This window comes from Pseudomonas sp. PD9R, from assembly GCF_019200975.1.
In the GTDB taxonomy this organism is placed as follows: Bacteria; Pseudomonadota; Gammaproteobacteria; order Pseudomonadales; family Pseudomonadaceae; genus Aquipseudomonas.
The window spans coordinates 1-13,815 of sequence record NZ_JAHTMR010000032.1; the positions used below are offsets into that span (position 1 = coordinate 1).

12 protein-coding genes and 1 pseudogene are annotated in these 13,815 nt (G+C 59.5%); 6 read left to right on the forward strand and 7 right to left on the reverse strand.

The features are described 5' to 3' along the window. Together KUF73_RS30590 and KUF73_RS30595 are read right to left on the reverse strand one after the other, a co-directional pair. On the reverse strand, positions 1-169 hold a 169-nt coding region (locus KUF73_RS30590), incomplete at its 3' end, for a transposase (RefSeq protein WP_218441693.1). 110 nt (positions 170-279) lie between these two features. Continuing rightward, a pseudogene (locus KUF73_RS30595) lies at positions 280-745 on the reverse strand (Lrp/AsnC family transcriptional regulator). A 126-nt stretch (positions 746-871) separates the two neighbouring features. Between KUF73_RS30595 and KUF73_RS30600 the strand changes: the two are divergent. From KUF73_RS30600 to KUF73_RS30620, 5 genes are all read left to right on the forward strand, one after another. Continuing rightward, positions 872-1,210, forward strand: coding sequence for a hypothetical protein (locus tag KUF73_RS30600; protein WP_218441664.1), 339 nt, complete (start codon positions 872-874; stop codon positions 1,208-1,210). A gap of 90 nt (positions 1,211-1,300) precedes the next feature. Next, on the forward strand, positions 1,301-3,085 hold the full coding sequence (locus tag KUF73_RS30605) for a GspE/PulE family protein (RefSeq protein ID WP_218441665.1): 1,785 nt from the start codon (positions 1,301-1,303) through the stop codon (positions 3,083-3,085). 100 nt (positions 3,086-3,185) lie between these two features. Next, a complete protein-coding gene (locus KUF73_RS30610) occupies positions 3,186-4,106 on the forward strand; it encodes an SPFH domain-containing protein (RefSeq protein WP_218441666.1) in 921 nt (306 codons plus the stop codon). An 8-nt stretch (positions 4,107-4,114) separates the two neighbouring features. Continuing rightward, entirely contained in the window at positions 4,115-4,564 is a 450-nt protein-coding gene (locus KUF73_RS30615) for an NfeD family protein (protein WP_218441667.1), read from the forward strand. Positions 4,565-4,635: 71 nt separating this feature from the next. After that, positions 4,636-4,953, forward strand: a complete 318-nt coding sequence (locus KUF73_RS30620; protein WP_371135576.1) for a DUF2388 domain-containing protein — start codon at positions 4,636-4,638, stop codon at positions 4,951-4,953. Between the two features lie 161 nt (positions 4,954-5,114). Here KUF73_RS30620 and gcvP read toward each other — a convergent pair whose 3' ends face one another. Then, positions 5,115-7,988: an aminomethyl-transferring glycine dehydrogenase gene (gene gcvP / locus KUF73_RS30625; RefSeq protein ID WP_218441668.1), complete on the reverse strand. Its 2,874-nt coding sequence runs from the start codon at positions 7,986-7,988 to the stop codon at positions 5,115-5,117. A 154-nt stretch (positions 7,989-8,142) separates the two neighbouring features. Here gcvP and KUF73_RS30630 point away from each other — a divergent pair, with 154 nt between their 5' ends. Next, a complete protein-coding gene (locus tag KUF73_RS30630; RefSeq protein ID WP_218441669.1) occupies positions 8,143-9,282 on the forward strand; it encodes a DegT/DnrJ/EryC1/StrS aminotransferase family protein in 1,140 nt (379 codons plus the stop codon). 97 nt (positions 9,283-9,379) lie between these two features. On the opposite strand, the gene gcvH is transcribed toward KUF73_RS30630, so the two are convergent. From gcvH to KUF73_RS30650, 4 genes are all read right to left on the reverse strand, one after another. Then, positions 9,380-9,763: a glycine cleavage system protein GcvH gene (gene gcvH, locus KUF73_RS30635; protein ID WP_218441670.1), complete on the reverse strand. Its 384-nt coding sequence runs from the start codon at positions 9,761-9,763 to the stop codon at positions 9,380-9,382. A 48-nt stretch (positions 9,764-9,811) separates the two neighbouring features. Next, positions 9,812-10,894: a glycine cleavage system aminomethyltransferase GcvT gene (gene gcvT, locus KUF73_RS30640; protein ID WP_218441671.1), complete on the reverse strand. Its 1,083-nt coding sequence runs from the start codon at positions 10,892-10,894 to the stop codon at positions 9,812-9,814. Positions 10,895-11,050: 156 nt separating this feature from the next. Next, a complete protein-coding gene (locus tag KUF73_RS30645; protein WP_218441672.1) occupies positions 11,051-12,667 on the reverse strand; it encodes an iron ABC transporter permease in 1,617 nt (538 codons plus the stop codon). A gap of 127 nt (positions 12,668-12,794) precedes the next feature. Beyond that, positions 12,795-13,799 (reverse strand): extracellular solute-binding protein, encoded by a 1,005-nt coding sequence (locus KUF73_RS30650; protein WP_218441673.1) that lies wholly within the window; start codon positions 13,797-13,799, stop codon positions 12,795-12,797. Between the last annotated feature and the right edge of the window lie 16 nt (positions 13,800-13,815).

A 13,815-nucleotide genomic window follows, 5' to 3' on the forward strand; every position in this document is an offset into this window, starting at 1 on the left:
CCCCCGGCGGGGTCGAACCCAAGCGCTCTTTACGAACCTGATCGACCCAGCGGCGCAAGGCGGTAGGGCCAATATCCAGACTGGCACAGACGTCGGGAACTGACTGCCCTTCATCCAGCACCATGCTGGCGGCCTTGAGCTTGAACTCTCTCGAATAAGATTTACGCATATCCAAACACCTCAGATTTGGGCGCCATCATAGCGCCCGATTGAAGTGTCCAAAATCATTAGGCCAGTTCAGCCTGCTGGCGATGGGGCCCGCACTATTACCGCAGAATTTCAGACCGGCAAACTGGTGGTGGACTTGATCTCCGACAACGCCACAACCGAATTGACCTCCTGAATCCCCGGTACCATCGACAGCTTTTCGAAAAAGAAACGCTCATACGCCTCGATGTCCGCCGCAACGATCCGCAGCATAAAAATCCACTGCCCCCATCAATACATAACACTCCAGCACTTCGGGAAAACCGCGAATCGCCTCGGTGAATTCGGTGAAGTTCGAACGGCCGTGGGCGTTGAGTTTGACCTGCGCGAAAATCTGCGTGTTCAGGCCGATTTTCTTGCGGTCGAGCAAGGTCACCTGGGCGCGAATGATCCCTTCCTCTTTCATCCGCTGAATCCGCCGCCAGCATGGCGACTGCGACAGCCCCACCTGCTCGGCGATCTGCGCACTGGAAAGCGAAGCGTCCTCTTGCAGCAAGGCGAGGATCTTTCGGTCGTAGCTGTCCAACTCGCTTTGCATAATAAAACCTTCAAATGATCACTTTGTGAATTGTGCGATTCCAAAGAACCGCAATACACCCAATCATAGATAAGAAATACCGGTTCCCGAATGTAAAAATTTCTCCAGCAAATTTGGAGATCAACCATGCCGCATTTAGAAGCCGTGAACAGCCTGCCCGCCCGCGCCGATGTCTGGAACATCAGCAACGCCCACTGCCGCGTTCAGTACCAATTGTTGGCGGAAGCCGAACCGGATCTGCTGTGCCGAGTGCTCAATTTTTTTGCCTTGCAGTTCCTCACTCCGGAACAGGTAAACGTGCAACGCCAGCAAGACTTGCTGACCATCGACATCGTCATCGACGGATTAAGCTGGCACCGCGCCCATGTGATTGCGGAAAAATTTCGTAACCTGATCAGCGTCTGCTCGGTCGATCTGCAAGCGGCTGATTCTGCGTGGGTCGAAGCGGCTCAGGCGGCAGGCTGAAAAAACTCGATACGGCTTCGTCGGGTAGTGGCCCAACGGTCTGCGGGGTCACGACTATCCTCTGCGAACGGTTGTTCAAAAGGAGCCCGCATGTCCGTTCAACTCGCCATTCAGGACCGCTGGCTGGATCTCAACGAATTGCTGCGTGAGCTGGTCGCCCAGGGCTTTATCAGCCAGGATTCGGCCGAACACGCGCTCAATGCCCGTCGCCGCAATGCCGCTAATGGCCAGATGCACCCACTGGAATTCATCGCCAGCCAACAGCTGGACGACCTCAGTCGCCCCGGCAAACATCTCGACCTCGAAAGCCTGACCCTGTGGCTGTCGCAGCAGGCCGGTCAGCCTTACCTGCGTATCGATCCACTGAAAATCAACGTCGCGGCCATCACGCCGTTGATGTCCTACGCCTTCGCCCAGCGCCACAAGATCCTCGCGGTGTCGATTGATCGCGATGCCGTGACCGTCGCCAGTGCCCAGCCCTACGTCACTGGCTGGGAGGCCGACCTGACTCATGTGCTGAAGCTGCCGATCAAACGCGTGGTGGCCAACCCGTTGGACATCCAGCGCTTCAGCGTGGAGTTCTTTCGCCTGGCCAAGTCGGTGACCGGCGCGAACACTGCCGACCAACAGGTGAACACGCTGGGCAACTTCGAACAGTTGCTCAACCTCGGCGCCAGCGATCAGGAACCGGACGCCAACGACGCGCACATCGTCAACATCGTCGACTGGCTGTTCCAGTACGCCTTCCAGCAACGCGCCAGCGATATCCACATCGAACCCCGGCGCGAACAAGGCACGGTGCGTTTTCGCATCGACGGCGTGCTCCACAACGTCTATCAATTCCCGCCGCAAGTGACCATGGCCATCGTCAGCCGCCTGAAAAGCCTGGGCCGGATGAATGTTGCGGAAAAACGCAAACCCCAGGACGGCCGGGTGAAAACCAAGACCCCGGACGGCGGCGAAGTCGAGCTGCGACTCTCGACTTTGCCAACAGCGTTCGGCGAAAAAATGGTCATGCGGATTTTCGACCCGGAAGTGTTGCTCAAGGACTTCGATCAGCTTGGGTTTTCAGCCGACGACCTGCGCCGCTGGCACGACATGACCCGCCAGCCCAACGGCATCATTCTGGTCACCGGGCCGACCGGTTCCGGTAAAACCACCACGCTCTACACCACGCTGAAAAAACTGGCGACGCCGGAGGTCAACCTCTGCACCATCGAAGACCCGATAGAAATGGTCGAGCCGGCGTTCAACCAGATGCAGGTCCAGCACAACATCGACCTGACCTTTGCCGCCGGAATACGCGCACTGATGCGGCAAGACCCGGACATCATCATGATCGGCGAGATCCGCGACCTCGAAACGGCGGAGATGGCAATCCAGGCCGCCCTCACCGGTCACCTGGTGCTGTCGACGCTGCATACCAACGATGCGCCCAGCGCCATCAGTCGCCTTCTCGAACTCGGTGTGCCGCATTACCTGATCAAGGCCACGGTGCTAGGCGTCATGGCCCAACGGCTGGTGCGAACCTTGTGCCCACACTGCAAGGCACCGCAAGCCTTGGGCGACGAGGACTGGCAAACGTTGACCCGGCCCTGGCAAGCGCCGCTGCCCAGCAACGCCCAACGCGCCATCGGCTGCCTGGAATGCCGCGACACCGGGTATCACGGCCGCGCCGGGGTCTACGAAATCATGCAACTGACAGACGGTCTCAAAGCGCTGATCAATCCCGACACCGATTTGCTGGCCGTGCGGCGTCAGGCATTCAAGGAGGGCATGCGCAGCTTGCGTTTGTCGGGGGCACAGAAAGTAGCGGCGGGCTTGACGACCATTGAAGAAGTGTTGCGGGTGACGCCGCAGAGCGAGCAGAAATAATACGTTTTGTGTCACCTGATGATGCAGGGGCCGACAAGCAGTACTTATACGCGACCGGCCCCGCTACACTCCTGCCCTCACACATCAACAGGGAATCGTTATGCAGATCGGCAGTGTGCTTTTACTTTTTATCGGCCTGGTGGTCGCCATTCTATTCATGGGCTTCAAGGTCGTTCCCCAGGGCTTTGAATGGACCGTCGAGCGTTTCGGGCGCTACACCAACACACTCAAGCCGGGGCTGAACATCATCATCCCGGTGATGGACCGCATCGGTCGCAAGATCAATGTGATGGAAAGCGTGCTGGATATTCCCCCTCAGGAAGTCATCACCGCCGACAACGCCACCGTGCAGATTGATGCGGTGTGCTTCTTCCAGGTAGTCAATACGGCTCAGGCAGCTTACGAGGTGAACAACCTCGAACACGCCATCCGCAACCTGCTGCAAACCAACATCCGTACCGTGCTGGGTTCGATGGAGCTCGACGCGATGCTCAGCCAGCGCGACGGCATCAACGAAAAACTGCTGCGCACCGTCGATGAAGCGACCGCGCCGTGGGGCATCAAGATCACCCGGATCGAGATCAAGGACATCAGTCCGCCGGCCGACTTGATGGCAGCGATGTCGGGGCAAATGAAAGCCGAGCGCATCAAGCGCGCGCAAATCCTTGAAGCCGAAGGTTTGCGCGCCGCTGCGATCCTGACCGCCGAGGGCAAGAAACAGGCGCAGATCCTCGAAGCCGAAGGCAGCCGGCAGGCCGCGTTCCTTGAATCGGAAGCTCGTGAGCGGCAAGCCGAAGCGGAAGCCCAGGCAACCAAAGTGGTATCCGAAGCCATCGCCAGCGGCAACGTGCAGGCGGTCAACTACTTCGTCGCGCAGAAATACATTGATGCGCTGGGCAAACTGGCCGCGGCCAATAACAGCAAGGTGATCCTGATGCCGCTCGAAGCCAGTTCGATGATTGGCGCCGTCGGCGGCATTGGCGAAATCGTCAAAGCCACCTTCGATAACAAGAAAGCCTGAGGCACGTTATGTGGGCATTTCTGCAGCATCTTTCGTTTTGGGACTGGCTGGCGCTGGGCACCATTTTGCTGATTCTTGAAGTGTTCGGTGCCGGTGGCTACCTGCTGTGGATCGGTATGGCGGCGGCAGCCGTGGGCGTGTTGACCTATGTCGTGCCGGCCATGTCCTGGGAATTGCAGTTTCTGCTGTTCGGCCTGCTCTCGATCGGCACCGCGCTGTACTGGTGGCGGCGCCAGCGCAGCGCGGTGCGCCAGAGCGATCAGCCCAACCTGAACCTGCGCGGCCAGGAACTGATCGGCAAAACCTTTGTGGTGCATGAAGCAATTGTCGGTGGTCGCGGCAAAATCAAAGTGGCCGACGGCGTGTGGATGGCCCAGGGGCCCGACGCCGCCATTGGCACCCGCGTACGGGTGATCGGCCAGCAAGGGGCTATCTTGTTGGTCGATCAAGCTGAATAGCCTGCTATGGAACTCGATTGGGGGATTGGCAATCCAACGCCGTAGTTAACCCCCCAGTGGAGTCACCCATCATGCGTTTCAAACTTGCTGTCGCAACCATCGCCTTGTTGTCCCTGCCAGTCGGTTCGGCGATGGCCGACAGCTTTTGGCGTAACGTCATTTCGTCCGGTGCAACCACCGGCTCGACTTACTTGACGTTCAAGGATCACAAACTGATCGTCGCCGCCCAAGACGATGCTGGCAGCTTTGTTGCCAGTGACGGCGGCATCCGTGGCCCGTATCTGGAGGCTGCGATGAAGAAAGTCCGTGCCGACAACCCGGGCTTGCAGGCGACAGATATGGAACTGGCGAATGCGATTCTGGCGAAGAATGCCGTTGCTTCGGAATAAACCTGTTTGCTGAACAAAAATGCCGCTCACCTGAGCGGCATTTTTTTGCTCCCCTGTAGGAGCTGCCGAAGGCTGCGATCTTTTGATCTCGCTTTAAAAACAAGATCAAAAGATCGCAGCCTTCGGCAGCTCCTACAAGGGGTTATGCGTGTTGCACTTCTTCAGCGGTATTCGTCCAGCGGCACACACGCACAAAACAGATTCCGGTCCCCGTAAACGTTGTCCACCCGGTTCACCACCGGCCAGTACTTGTGGGCCTTGGTATGCGCATCCGGCGTGACGGCCTGCTCAATGCTGTACGGCCGCTCCCAAACCCCGGTGACATCCGCCAATGTATGCGGCGCCCGTTTAAGCGGGTTGTCTTCAGCCGGCCAGTTGCCTTTCTGCACCTCGGTAATTTCTGCGCGAATGCTCAGCATCGCCCCAATGAAGCGATCCAGCTCTGCCTTGGATTCACTTTCAGTGGGCTCGACCATCAACGTCCCTGGCACTGGAAACGACATGGTCGGTGCATGGAAGCCATAGTCCATCAGGCGCTTGGCCACGTCCTCTTCGCTGATGCCGGTCAACGCCTTGAGCGGTCGCAAGTCGAGAATGCATTCGTGCGCCACCCGTTCGTTACGCCCGGTGTAGAGCACCGGAAACGCCCCGGACAAGTGCCGCGCCAGGTAATTCGCGGCGAGGATTGCTACCTCGCTGGCATCTGCCAATTGCGGCCCCATCATCGCGATGTACATCCAGCTGATCGGCAAAATGCTCGCGCTACCCCAAGGCGCAGCGCTGACGGCACCGTTCTGCGGCAGCGGCCCGTCGATTGGCACCACCGGGTGATTGGCCACGAACGGTGCCAGATGCGCACGCACACCAATCGGCCCCATGCCCGGCCCACCCCCGCCATGAGGAATACAGAAGGTTTTGTGCAGGTTCATGTGCGACACATCCGCGCCAATGTCCGCCGGACGTGCCAGCCCGACCTGGGCGTTGAGGTTGGCACCGTCCATGTACACCTGGCCGCCGTGGCTGTGGATAACTTCGCAGATTTCGCTGATGCCTTCCTCGTACACACCATGGGTGGATGGATAAGTCGCCATCAGGCAGGCAAGTTTGTCCGACGCAGCGGCGGCTTTTTCCTTCAAGTCATCCAGATCAACGTTGCCCGCCTCATCGCACTCGACAATCACCACGCGCATCCCCGCCATCTGCGCCGAAGCCGGGTTGGTGCCGTGGGCCGATGACGGGATCAGACAAATATCGCGCCCGCCCTCGTGGCGGCTCTCGTGGTATTTGCGGATTGCCAGCAACCCGGCGTACTCACCCTGGGCCCCGGAGTTGGGTTGCATGCAGATCGCATCAAAACCGGTGATCGCGCAGAGCCAGCGCTCCAGTTCTTCGATCATCAACCCGTAGCCGATTGCCTGCTCTTTCGGTGCAAACGGGTGCAGGTTGGCGAACTGCGGCCAGGTTATCGGGATCATCTCGCTGGTGGCGTTGAGCTTCATGGTGCAAGAGCCCAGCGGGATCATCGATTGATTGAGCGCCAGGTCCTTGTTTTCCAGCTGCTTGAGGTAGCGCAGCATTTCGGTTTCGCTGTGATGAACGTTGAACACCGGATGGCGCAGGTAAGGCGAGGTGCGTGCCAGCGCGTCGGGAATGCCGGGAGCCAGGGTTTCTGCGTCCAGTTCGTCGACGATGAGCCCATGATCGGCACCCAGGAACACATCAAACAGTTTCGCCACCGTGGATTCATCAGAGCTTTCGTCGAGGCTCACAGCCAATCGCCCACGCCCGAGAATGCGCAAGTTGATCTGCGCAGCCTGAGCGCTTTCGATGATCGCGGTCTGGGTGCCGCCGACCTCCAGGGTCAGGGTGTCGAAGTAGTGTTGGTTGAGGCGAGCGACGCCCTTGCGCTCAAGGCCGGCGGCGAGGATGCAGGTCAAGCGATGAACACGCTGGGCAATCCGTCTCAGCCCTTCCGGCCCGTGGTAGACCGCATAGAAACTGGCGATATTGGCCAGCAGCACCTGAGCGGTGCAGATGTTGGAGTTGGCCTTTTCGCGGCGAATATGTTGCTCGCGGGTTTGCAGGGCCATGCGCAGCGCGACGTTGCCACGGGCGTCTTTCGACACGCCGATGATCCGCCCGGGAATCGCTCGTTTATATTCGTCACGGCTGGCAAAAAATGCCGCGTGGGGCCCGCCGTAACCCATAGGCACGCCAAACCGCTGGGACGAACCGAACACCACATCGGCGCCCAATTCACCCGGTGGCGTCAGTAACAAAAGACTCAGCAGATCAGCCGCGACACACGCCAGCGCCTGCTGGGCATGCAAGTGATCGATCAAGGGCCGAAGGTCGCGAACCTCGCCATGGGTGTCTGGATATTGCAGCAGCGCCCCGAACACCTGGTGCTGCTTCAAGTTATCCACAGCGTCGATGATCAGCTCGAAACCAAAGCCTTCGGCGCGGGTCTGCACCACCGAAATAGTCTGCGGATGACAGTTTTCGTCAACAAAGAACAAATTGCTTTTCGACTTGGCAACCCGCTTGGCCAGGGCCATGGCTTCCGCCGCCGCCGTGGCTTCGTCCAGCAGCGAAGCGTTGGCCAGTTCCAGGCCCGTGAGGTCGATGGTCAATTGCTGAAAATTGAGCAGCGCTTCGAGCCGCCCTTGGGCGATTTCCGGTTGATAAGGTGTGTACGCGGTGTACCAGCCGGGATTCTCCAGCACGTTGCGCAGGATGACCGTCGGCGTCTGCGTGCCGTGATAACCCATGCCAATCAGGCTGGTCCAGACCTGGTTCTGCTCGGCGTAACCGCGCAGCTTGTCCAGCGCGGCTTCTTCGTCGAGGGCGGGTGGCAGGTCGAGCGGGCGGTTCAAGCGAATGCCCGGCGGCACCGTTTGCTCGATCAACTCCACTCGGCTGCCGAGGCCAAGGCTGTCGAGCATCGCCTGTTGCTCGGCGGCATCCGGCCCGAGGTGACGGCGGAGAAAAGCATTGGGATCGCGTAACTGGCTCAGGGACGGCAACTGGGACATGACGGGCTCTCTCTTGACTGGCGCTCAGCGTCGATGCAACACGGTCAAACCAGCATAGCAGCCGGTGTCGATACGGATGGCGTGGCGCTGCCGGGCAAACCGGACCATCATGCTCGTCGTCTACCTATTGTCCGCTGATCGGGTGCCTGCATTTATGAGCCAACTGCCTTTCCTGCCCTTTTCCAAACCCACCATCGACGAAGCCACTATTGCCGCCGTCGGCGAGGTCTTGCGCTCCGGCTGGATTACCAGCGGTCCCAAGGTCCAGGCCTTTGAAGCGCAACTCTCGGCGTATTTTGGCGGGCGCCCGGTGCGCACATTCAATTCCGGCACCTGCACCATGGAGATTGCCTTGCGCATCGCCGGCATCGGGCCGGGTGATGAAGTGATCACTACGCCGATTTCCTGGGTGGCCACTGCCAACGTGATACTGGAAGTCGGCGCGACGCCAGTGTTTGCCGACATCGACCCGTTGACCCGCAACATTGACTTGGCACAGCTCGAAGCCGCCATCACCCCGCGCACCAAGGCCATTATCCCGGTGTACCTGGCCGGGTTGCCCGTGGACATGACGCGCCTGTATGCCGTGGCGCAGAAGCACGGTCTGCGGATCGTCGAAGACGCGGCACAGGCGCTGGGCTCAAGCTGGAACGGCCAGCGCATTGGCTCGACCGGTGATTTCGTGTCCTTCAGCTTCCAGGCAAACAAGAACGTCACCTCTTCGGAGGGCGGCTGCCTGGTGCTGAACAATGCAGAAGAAGTAAGGCTGGCAGAAAAGTACCGATTGCAAGGCGTCACCCGCAGCGGCTTCGACGGCCTGGATGTCGATGTACTGGGCGGCAAGTTCAACATGACCGATGTCGCAGCGGCCATTGGCCTTGGGCAATTTGCCCATATCGACGCAATCACCGCTCATCGGCGCGAGTTGGCCCGGCATTACTTCAGCTGTTTTGGCGAGGATTTCGCAGCACAGTACGGCGCGCAACTGCCGCCGGCGAATTTCGAGAACAGCAACTGGCATTTGTTCCAGCTGGTATTGCCAGAGCGCCACGATGGCAAACCGGCGCGAGCGACCTTCATGGAGCGGATGCAGGCATTGGGTGTGGGTATCGGCTATCACTACCCGCCGATTCACCTGCTGAGCCTTTACCGCGAACGCGGTTTCAAGGAAGGCATGTTCCCGACAGCGGAACGCGTGGGACGCCTGATCGTTTCTCTGCCGATGTTTACGGCCATGAGCAAAGCGGATGTCGAGCGGTCTGTGGCAGCGGTCAAAGCTGCTCTGAAGCCTTAATTCGACCCATGTAGGAGCTGCCGAAGGCTGCGATCTTTTGATCTTCGTTCATAAAATCAAAAGATCGCAGCCTTCGGCAGCTCCTACAAGGCGAGGATTACTCGCCGATAGCAGCCTTGTAGCCGGCTGCATCGAGCAGCTTGTCCAGCTCAGAGGTGTTGCTTGGCTTGAGCTTGAAGATCCAGGCGTTGTAAGGGTCGGAGTTCAGCAGCTCAGGGTTTGCGCCCAGCTCTTCGTTGATCGCGATCACTTCACCGGAAACCGGAGAGTAGATGTCGGACGCCGCTTTAACCGACTCCACGACACCAGACTGCTCACCAGCGGCGAAGGTTTTTCCGACTTCAGTCAACTCAACAAAAACCACATCACCCAGCGCTTCCTGCGCGTGATCGCTGATGCCCACGGTGACGGTGCCATCGGCTTCCAGGCGAGCCCATTCGTGACTTTCGGCAAAACGCAGGTCGGCAGGGATATCGCTCATGTTCTGTGTCCTCAAATAATTGTCAGCGGTGGTTGCCGCCAGAAAAGGTTAGATCAAGGTTTTGCCATGGCGTACGAAGGTCGGTTTGACCACTCGGACCGGGTACCACTTGCCACGGATTTCCACTTCTGCGCGGTCGGCTGTTGCCATCGGCACGCGCGCCAGTGCAATCGACTTGCTAAGCGTAGGAGAGAAACTACCACTGGTGATCTCCCCTTCGCCAACATCGGCGATACGGACCACTTGATGAGCGCGCAAAACCCCGCGCTCCTCGAGGACCAGACCGACCAGTTTGTGCTGAATGCCGCCGGCCTGTTCGGCTTCCAGGGCCGTGCGACCGATGAACTGGCGGGTAGCCGGCTCCCAGGCAATGCTCCAGGCCATGTTCGAGGCCAACGGTGAAACGTCTTGATGAATGTCCTGACCGTAGAGGTTCATGCCGGCTTCGACGCGCAAGGTATCGCGCGCGCCCAGGCCGATCGGGGAAATACCCGCCCCTACCAAATCATTGAAGAATCCCGGCGCCTGATTGGCCGGCAGGATAATTTCCAGACCGTCTTCGCCGGTGTAGCCGGTGCGCGCAATGAACCAGTCACCGTCGGGCTGCCCTTCGAAGGGTTTGAGTAGCTGGATAAGATTGCCGCGGGACTGGCTCACCAATTCGGCAACTTTGTGCCGGGCATGCGGGCCTTGGATAGCCAGCATTGCCAACTCGGCGCGCTCGCTGAGTTGCACATCGAAACCATCAAGGTGAGCCTGCATCCAGGCCAGGTCCTGATTGCGGGTAGAAGCGTTGACCACCAGGCGATAACCCTCGTCGAGGCGATAGACGATCATGTCATCGACGATGCCGCCGTGCTCATTGAGCATGGTGCTGTACAACGCACGGCCGGAGCTGTGCAGGCGCTCGACGTCATTGGCCAGCAAATGCTGAAGCCAGGCCTTGGCCTGGGCACCGCCGACATCGATCACGGTCATGTGGGATACATCGAACACACCGCAATCGCGACGCACTTGATGGTGCTCCTCGACCTGCGATCCATAGTGCAGAGGCATATCCCAACCGCCAAAATCGACCATCTTCGCGCCGAGAGCGAGATGAAGGTCATACAGAGGCGTACGCTGTCCCATGGGTTTCTCCTTCCGGGCGTGGCGAAGGTGCGGGCGAGTGCTGAATCGAAAAAAAGCCTTGAAATAAAAGGCTCCCAGCCGATTTTTACTACCTTGTCTGTCAGACGTACCGCACCGAATGCCGCGCATTGTAGCCGCAAGGTGTAGGACTGACACCTAGCTGTTTTGATGCGCCGAACGTCGAATCAACCCGATGACCGGTAACAGCCCGACCAAAACCAGGGTCAATGCCGGCAAAGACGCCCTCGCCCACTCACCTTCGCTGGTCATTTCAAAGATCCGCACGGCCAGCGTATCCCAGCCAAACGGGCGCATCAGAAGGGTCGCGGGCATTTCCTTGAGCACATCGACGAACACCAGCAACGCAGCACTCAAGCAGCCCGGCAGCAACAACGGCAGATACACTTTGAAAAACAGTCGTGGCCCACTGACTCCAAGGCTTCGTGCCGCTTCGGGCAAAGATGGCCGTATACGCGCCAGGCTGCTTTCCAGCGGTCCATACGCGACGGCGATGAAACGCACCAGATACGCCAGTAACAACGCCGCCAGACTGCCCAGCAGCAGCGGCTTGCCGGCCCCGCCGAGCCAAGCGGAGAGCGGGATCACCAGCTCGCGGTCCAGGTAACTGAACGCGAGCATGATCGATACCGCCAGCACCGAACCAGGCAAGGCGTAGCCAAGATTGGCCAGACTCACGCCAGCCCGGATACCCGGGGTCGGCGCCAGACGCCGGGCAAATGCCAAAACCAGCGCAACACTGACGGTGATCAACGCCGCCATCGCACCCAGGTACAAGGTATGGACGATCAGCCCGGCGTAACGCTCATCCAGATCGAAGCGCCCGCGCTGCCAGAACCACACCATCAGTTGCAGCATCGGAATGACGAAGGCGCAGGCAAACACCAGACCGCACCAACTCATGGCCAACAGCGCTTTCAAGCCATGCAGGTGGTACAACGCCTTGACCCGTGGCCGTTCGTTACTCGCGCGGTTGGCGCCACGGGCACGACGCTCGCCGTACAGCACGAGCATCACCACCAGCAGCAACAGACTGGCGAGTTGCGCGGCGGTTGAGAGACTGAAAAAGCCGTACCAGGTCTTATAGATCGCGGTGGTGAAAGTGTCGAAGTTGAACACCGAGACAGCACCGAAGTCCGCCAGGGTCTCCATCAGCGCCAACGCCACGCCCGCGCCGATGGCCGGTCGCGCCATCGGCAACGCCACCCGCAAGAACGCTTGCCATGGTGATTGCCCAAGGACACGCGCCGCTTCCATCAAGCCTTTGCCCTGCGCCAGGAACGCGGTGCGTGCCAGCAGATAAACGTAAGGATAGAAGACCAGCACCAGAACCAGGATCACACCGCCCGTGGATCGCACTCGCGGCAAGCGCATGCCGGTGCCGAACCACTCGCGCAGCAGGGTTTGTACCGGGCCCGCGAAATCCAGCAACCCGACGAAAACGAACGCCAGCACATAAGCCGGAATCGCAAACGGCAACATCAATGCCCAGTCCAGCCAACGCCGGCCAGGGAATTCGCAGAGGCTGGTGAGCCAGGCCAGGCTCACACCCAGCACCGTCACACCGATACCAACGCCGAGCACCAGCGTCAGGGTATTGCCCAGCAGGCGCGACATCTGCGTGCCCCAGAGGTGGGACCAGATCTGTTGATCGATGGTTTGCCACGAGAGTAGCAACACACTCAGGGGCAGCAGAACCAGCGCAGCGATGGCGAAGACCAGCGGGTACCAGCGGCGTTGGGCGGGGTGGGCCAAGGAGAAACTCTCGCGAAATCTTGAAGTGAAGGGGAAACGCAAAAAGATCGCAGCCTTCGGCAGCTCCTACATTGACCGTGTAAGAGCAGCCGAAGGTTGCGATCTTTTGATCTTTAAAACAGCCGACTCAGTTCCAGCCAGCGCGGTCCATCATGCGAATCGCTTCGGCCTGACGCTTGCCCGCGACTTCCACCGGCAAGGTATCGGCCACGAATTGGCCCCAGGCGGCCACTTCAGCCGATGGCTTCACCGCCGGGTTGGCCGGGAATTCCTGGTTCACGTCAGCGAAGATTTTCTGCGCTTCAGGCGTGGTCATCCACTCAACCAAAGCCTTGGCTGCTTCCGGGTGCGGGGCATATTTGGTCAGGCCGATACCCGACAAGTTGACGTGCACGCCGCGATCCGCCTGGTTCGGCCAGAACAGCTTAACCGGCAGGTCAGGCTTCTGCTTGTGCAGGCGGCCGTAGTAGTAGGTATTGACGATGCCGACGTCGCACTGGCCCGCATTGATGGCTTCAAGTACTGCAACGTCATCGGAGAACACGTCGGTGGACAGGTTGTTGACCCAGCCCTTGAGGATCTTCTCGGTTTTCTCGGCGCCGTGGACTTCGATCATGGTGGCGGTCAGCGATTGGTTGTAGACCTTCTTCGCCGTGCGCAGGCACAGGCGACCTTCCCAGTTCTTGTCGGCCAGCGCTTCGTAGGTGGTCAGTTCGCCCGGTTTCACCCGAGCGGTGGAATAGGCGATGGTCCGCGCCCTCAGGCTCAGGCCTGTCCACGCGTGAGAAGACGCGCGATATTGCTGCGGAATGTTGGTGTCGATGGTTTTCGAGGTGAATGGCTGCAGGATGCCCATTTGCTCGGCTTGCCAGAGGTTACCGGCATCGACGGTCAGCAGCAGGTCGGCGGTGGCGTTCTCACCCTCGGCCTTGATCCGCTGCATCAGCGGCGCTTCCTTGTCGGTAATGAACTTCACCTTCACACCGGTTTTTGCGGTGTAGGCATCGAACACTGGCTTGATCAGCTCATCGATACGCGAAGAGTAGACCACTACCTCGTCGGCGGCCTGGGCGGCGGTGCTGCCGATCAGGGTCAGGGCCAGTGCGGTCAGTAGACGCTTGGATGCCAACATGGAAGCGGTCCCTCGA

Coding starts and splice junctions, on each gene's coding strand:
- KUF73_RS30630 (WP_218441669.1), top strand. CDS start 8,143: ATGAGCCAACTGCCTTTCCTGCCCTTTTCCAAACCCACCATCGACGAA.
- gcvP (WP_218441668.1), bottom strand. CDS start 7,988: ATGTCCCAGTTGCCGTCCCTGAGCCAGTTACGCGATCCCAATGCTTTT.
- KUF73_RS30620 (WP_371135576.1), top strand. CDS start 4,636: ATGCGTTTCAAACTTGCTGTCGCAACCATCGCCTTGTTGTCCCTGCCA.
- KUF73_RS30600 (WP_218441664.1), top strand. CDS start 872: ATGCCGCATTTAGAAGCCGTGAACAGCCTGCCCGCCCGCGCCGATGTC.
- gcvT (WP_218441671.1), bottom strand. CDS start 10,894: ATGGGACAGCGTACGCCTCTGTATGACCTTCATCTCGCTCTCGGCGCG.
- KUF73_RS30605 (WP_218441665.1), top strand. CDS start 1,301: ATGTCCGTTCAACTCGCCATTCAGGACCGCTGGCTGGATCTCAACGAA.
- KUF73_RS30610 (WP_218441666.1), top strand. CDS start 3,186: ATGCAGATCGGCAGTGTGCTTTTACTTTTTATCGGCCTGGTGGTCGCC.
- KUF73_RS30650 (WP_218441673.1), bottom strand. CDS start 13,799: ATGTTGGCATCCAAGCGTCTACTGACCGCACTGGCCCTGACCCTGATC.
- gcvH (WP_218441670.1), bottom strand. CDS start 9,763: ATGAGCGATATCCCTGCCGACCTGCGTTTTGCCGAAAGTCACGAATGG.
- KUF73_RS30615 (WP_218441667.1), top strand. CDS start 4,115: ATGTGGGCATTTCTGCAGCATCTTTCGTTTTGGGACTGGCTGGCGCTG.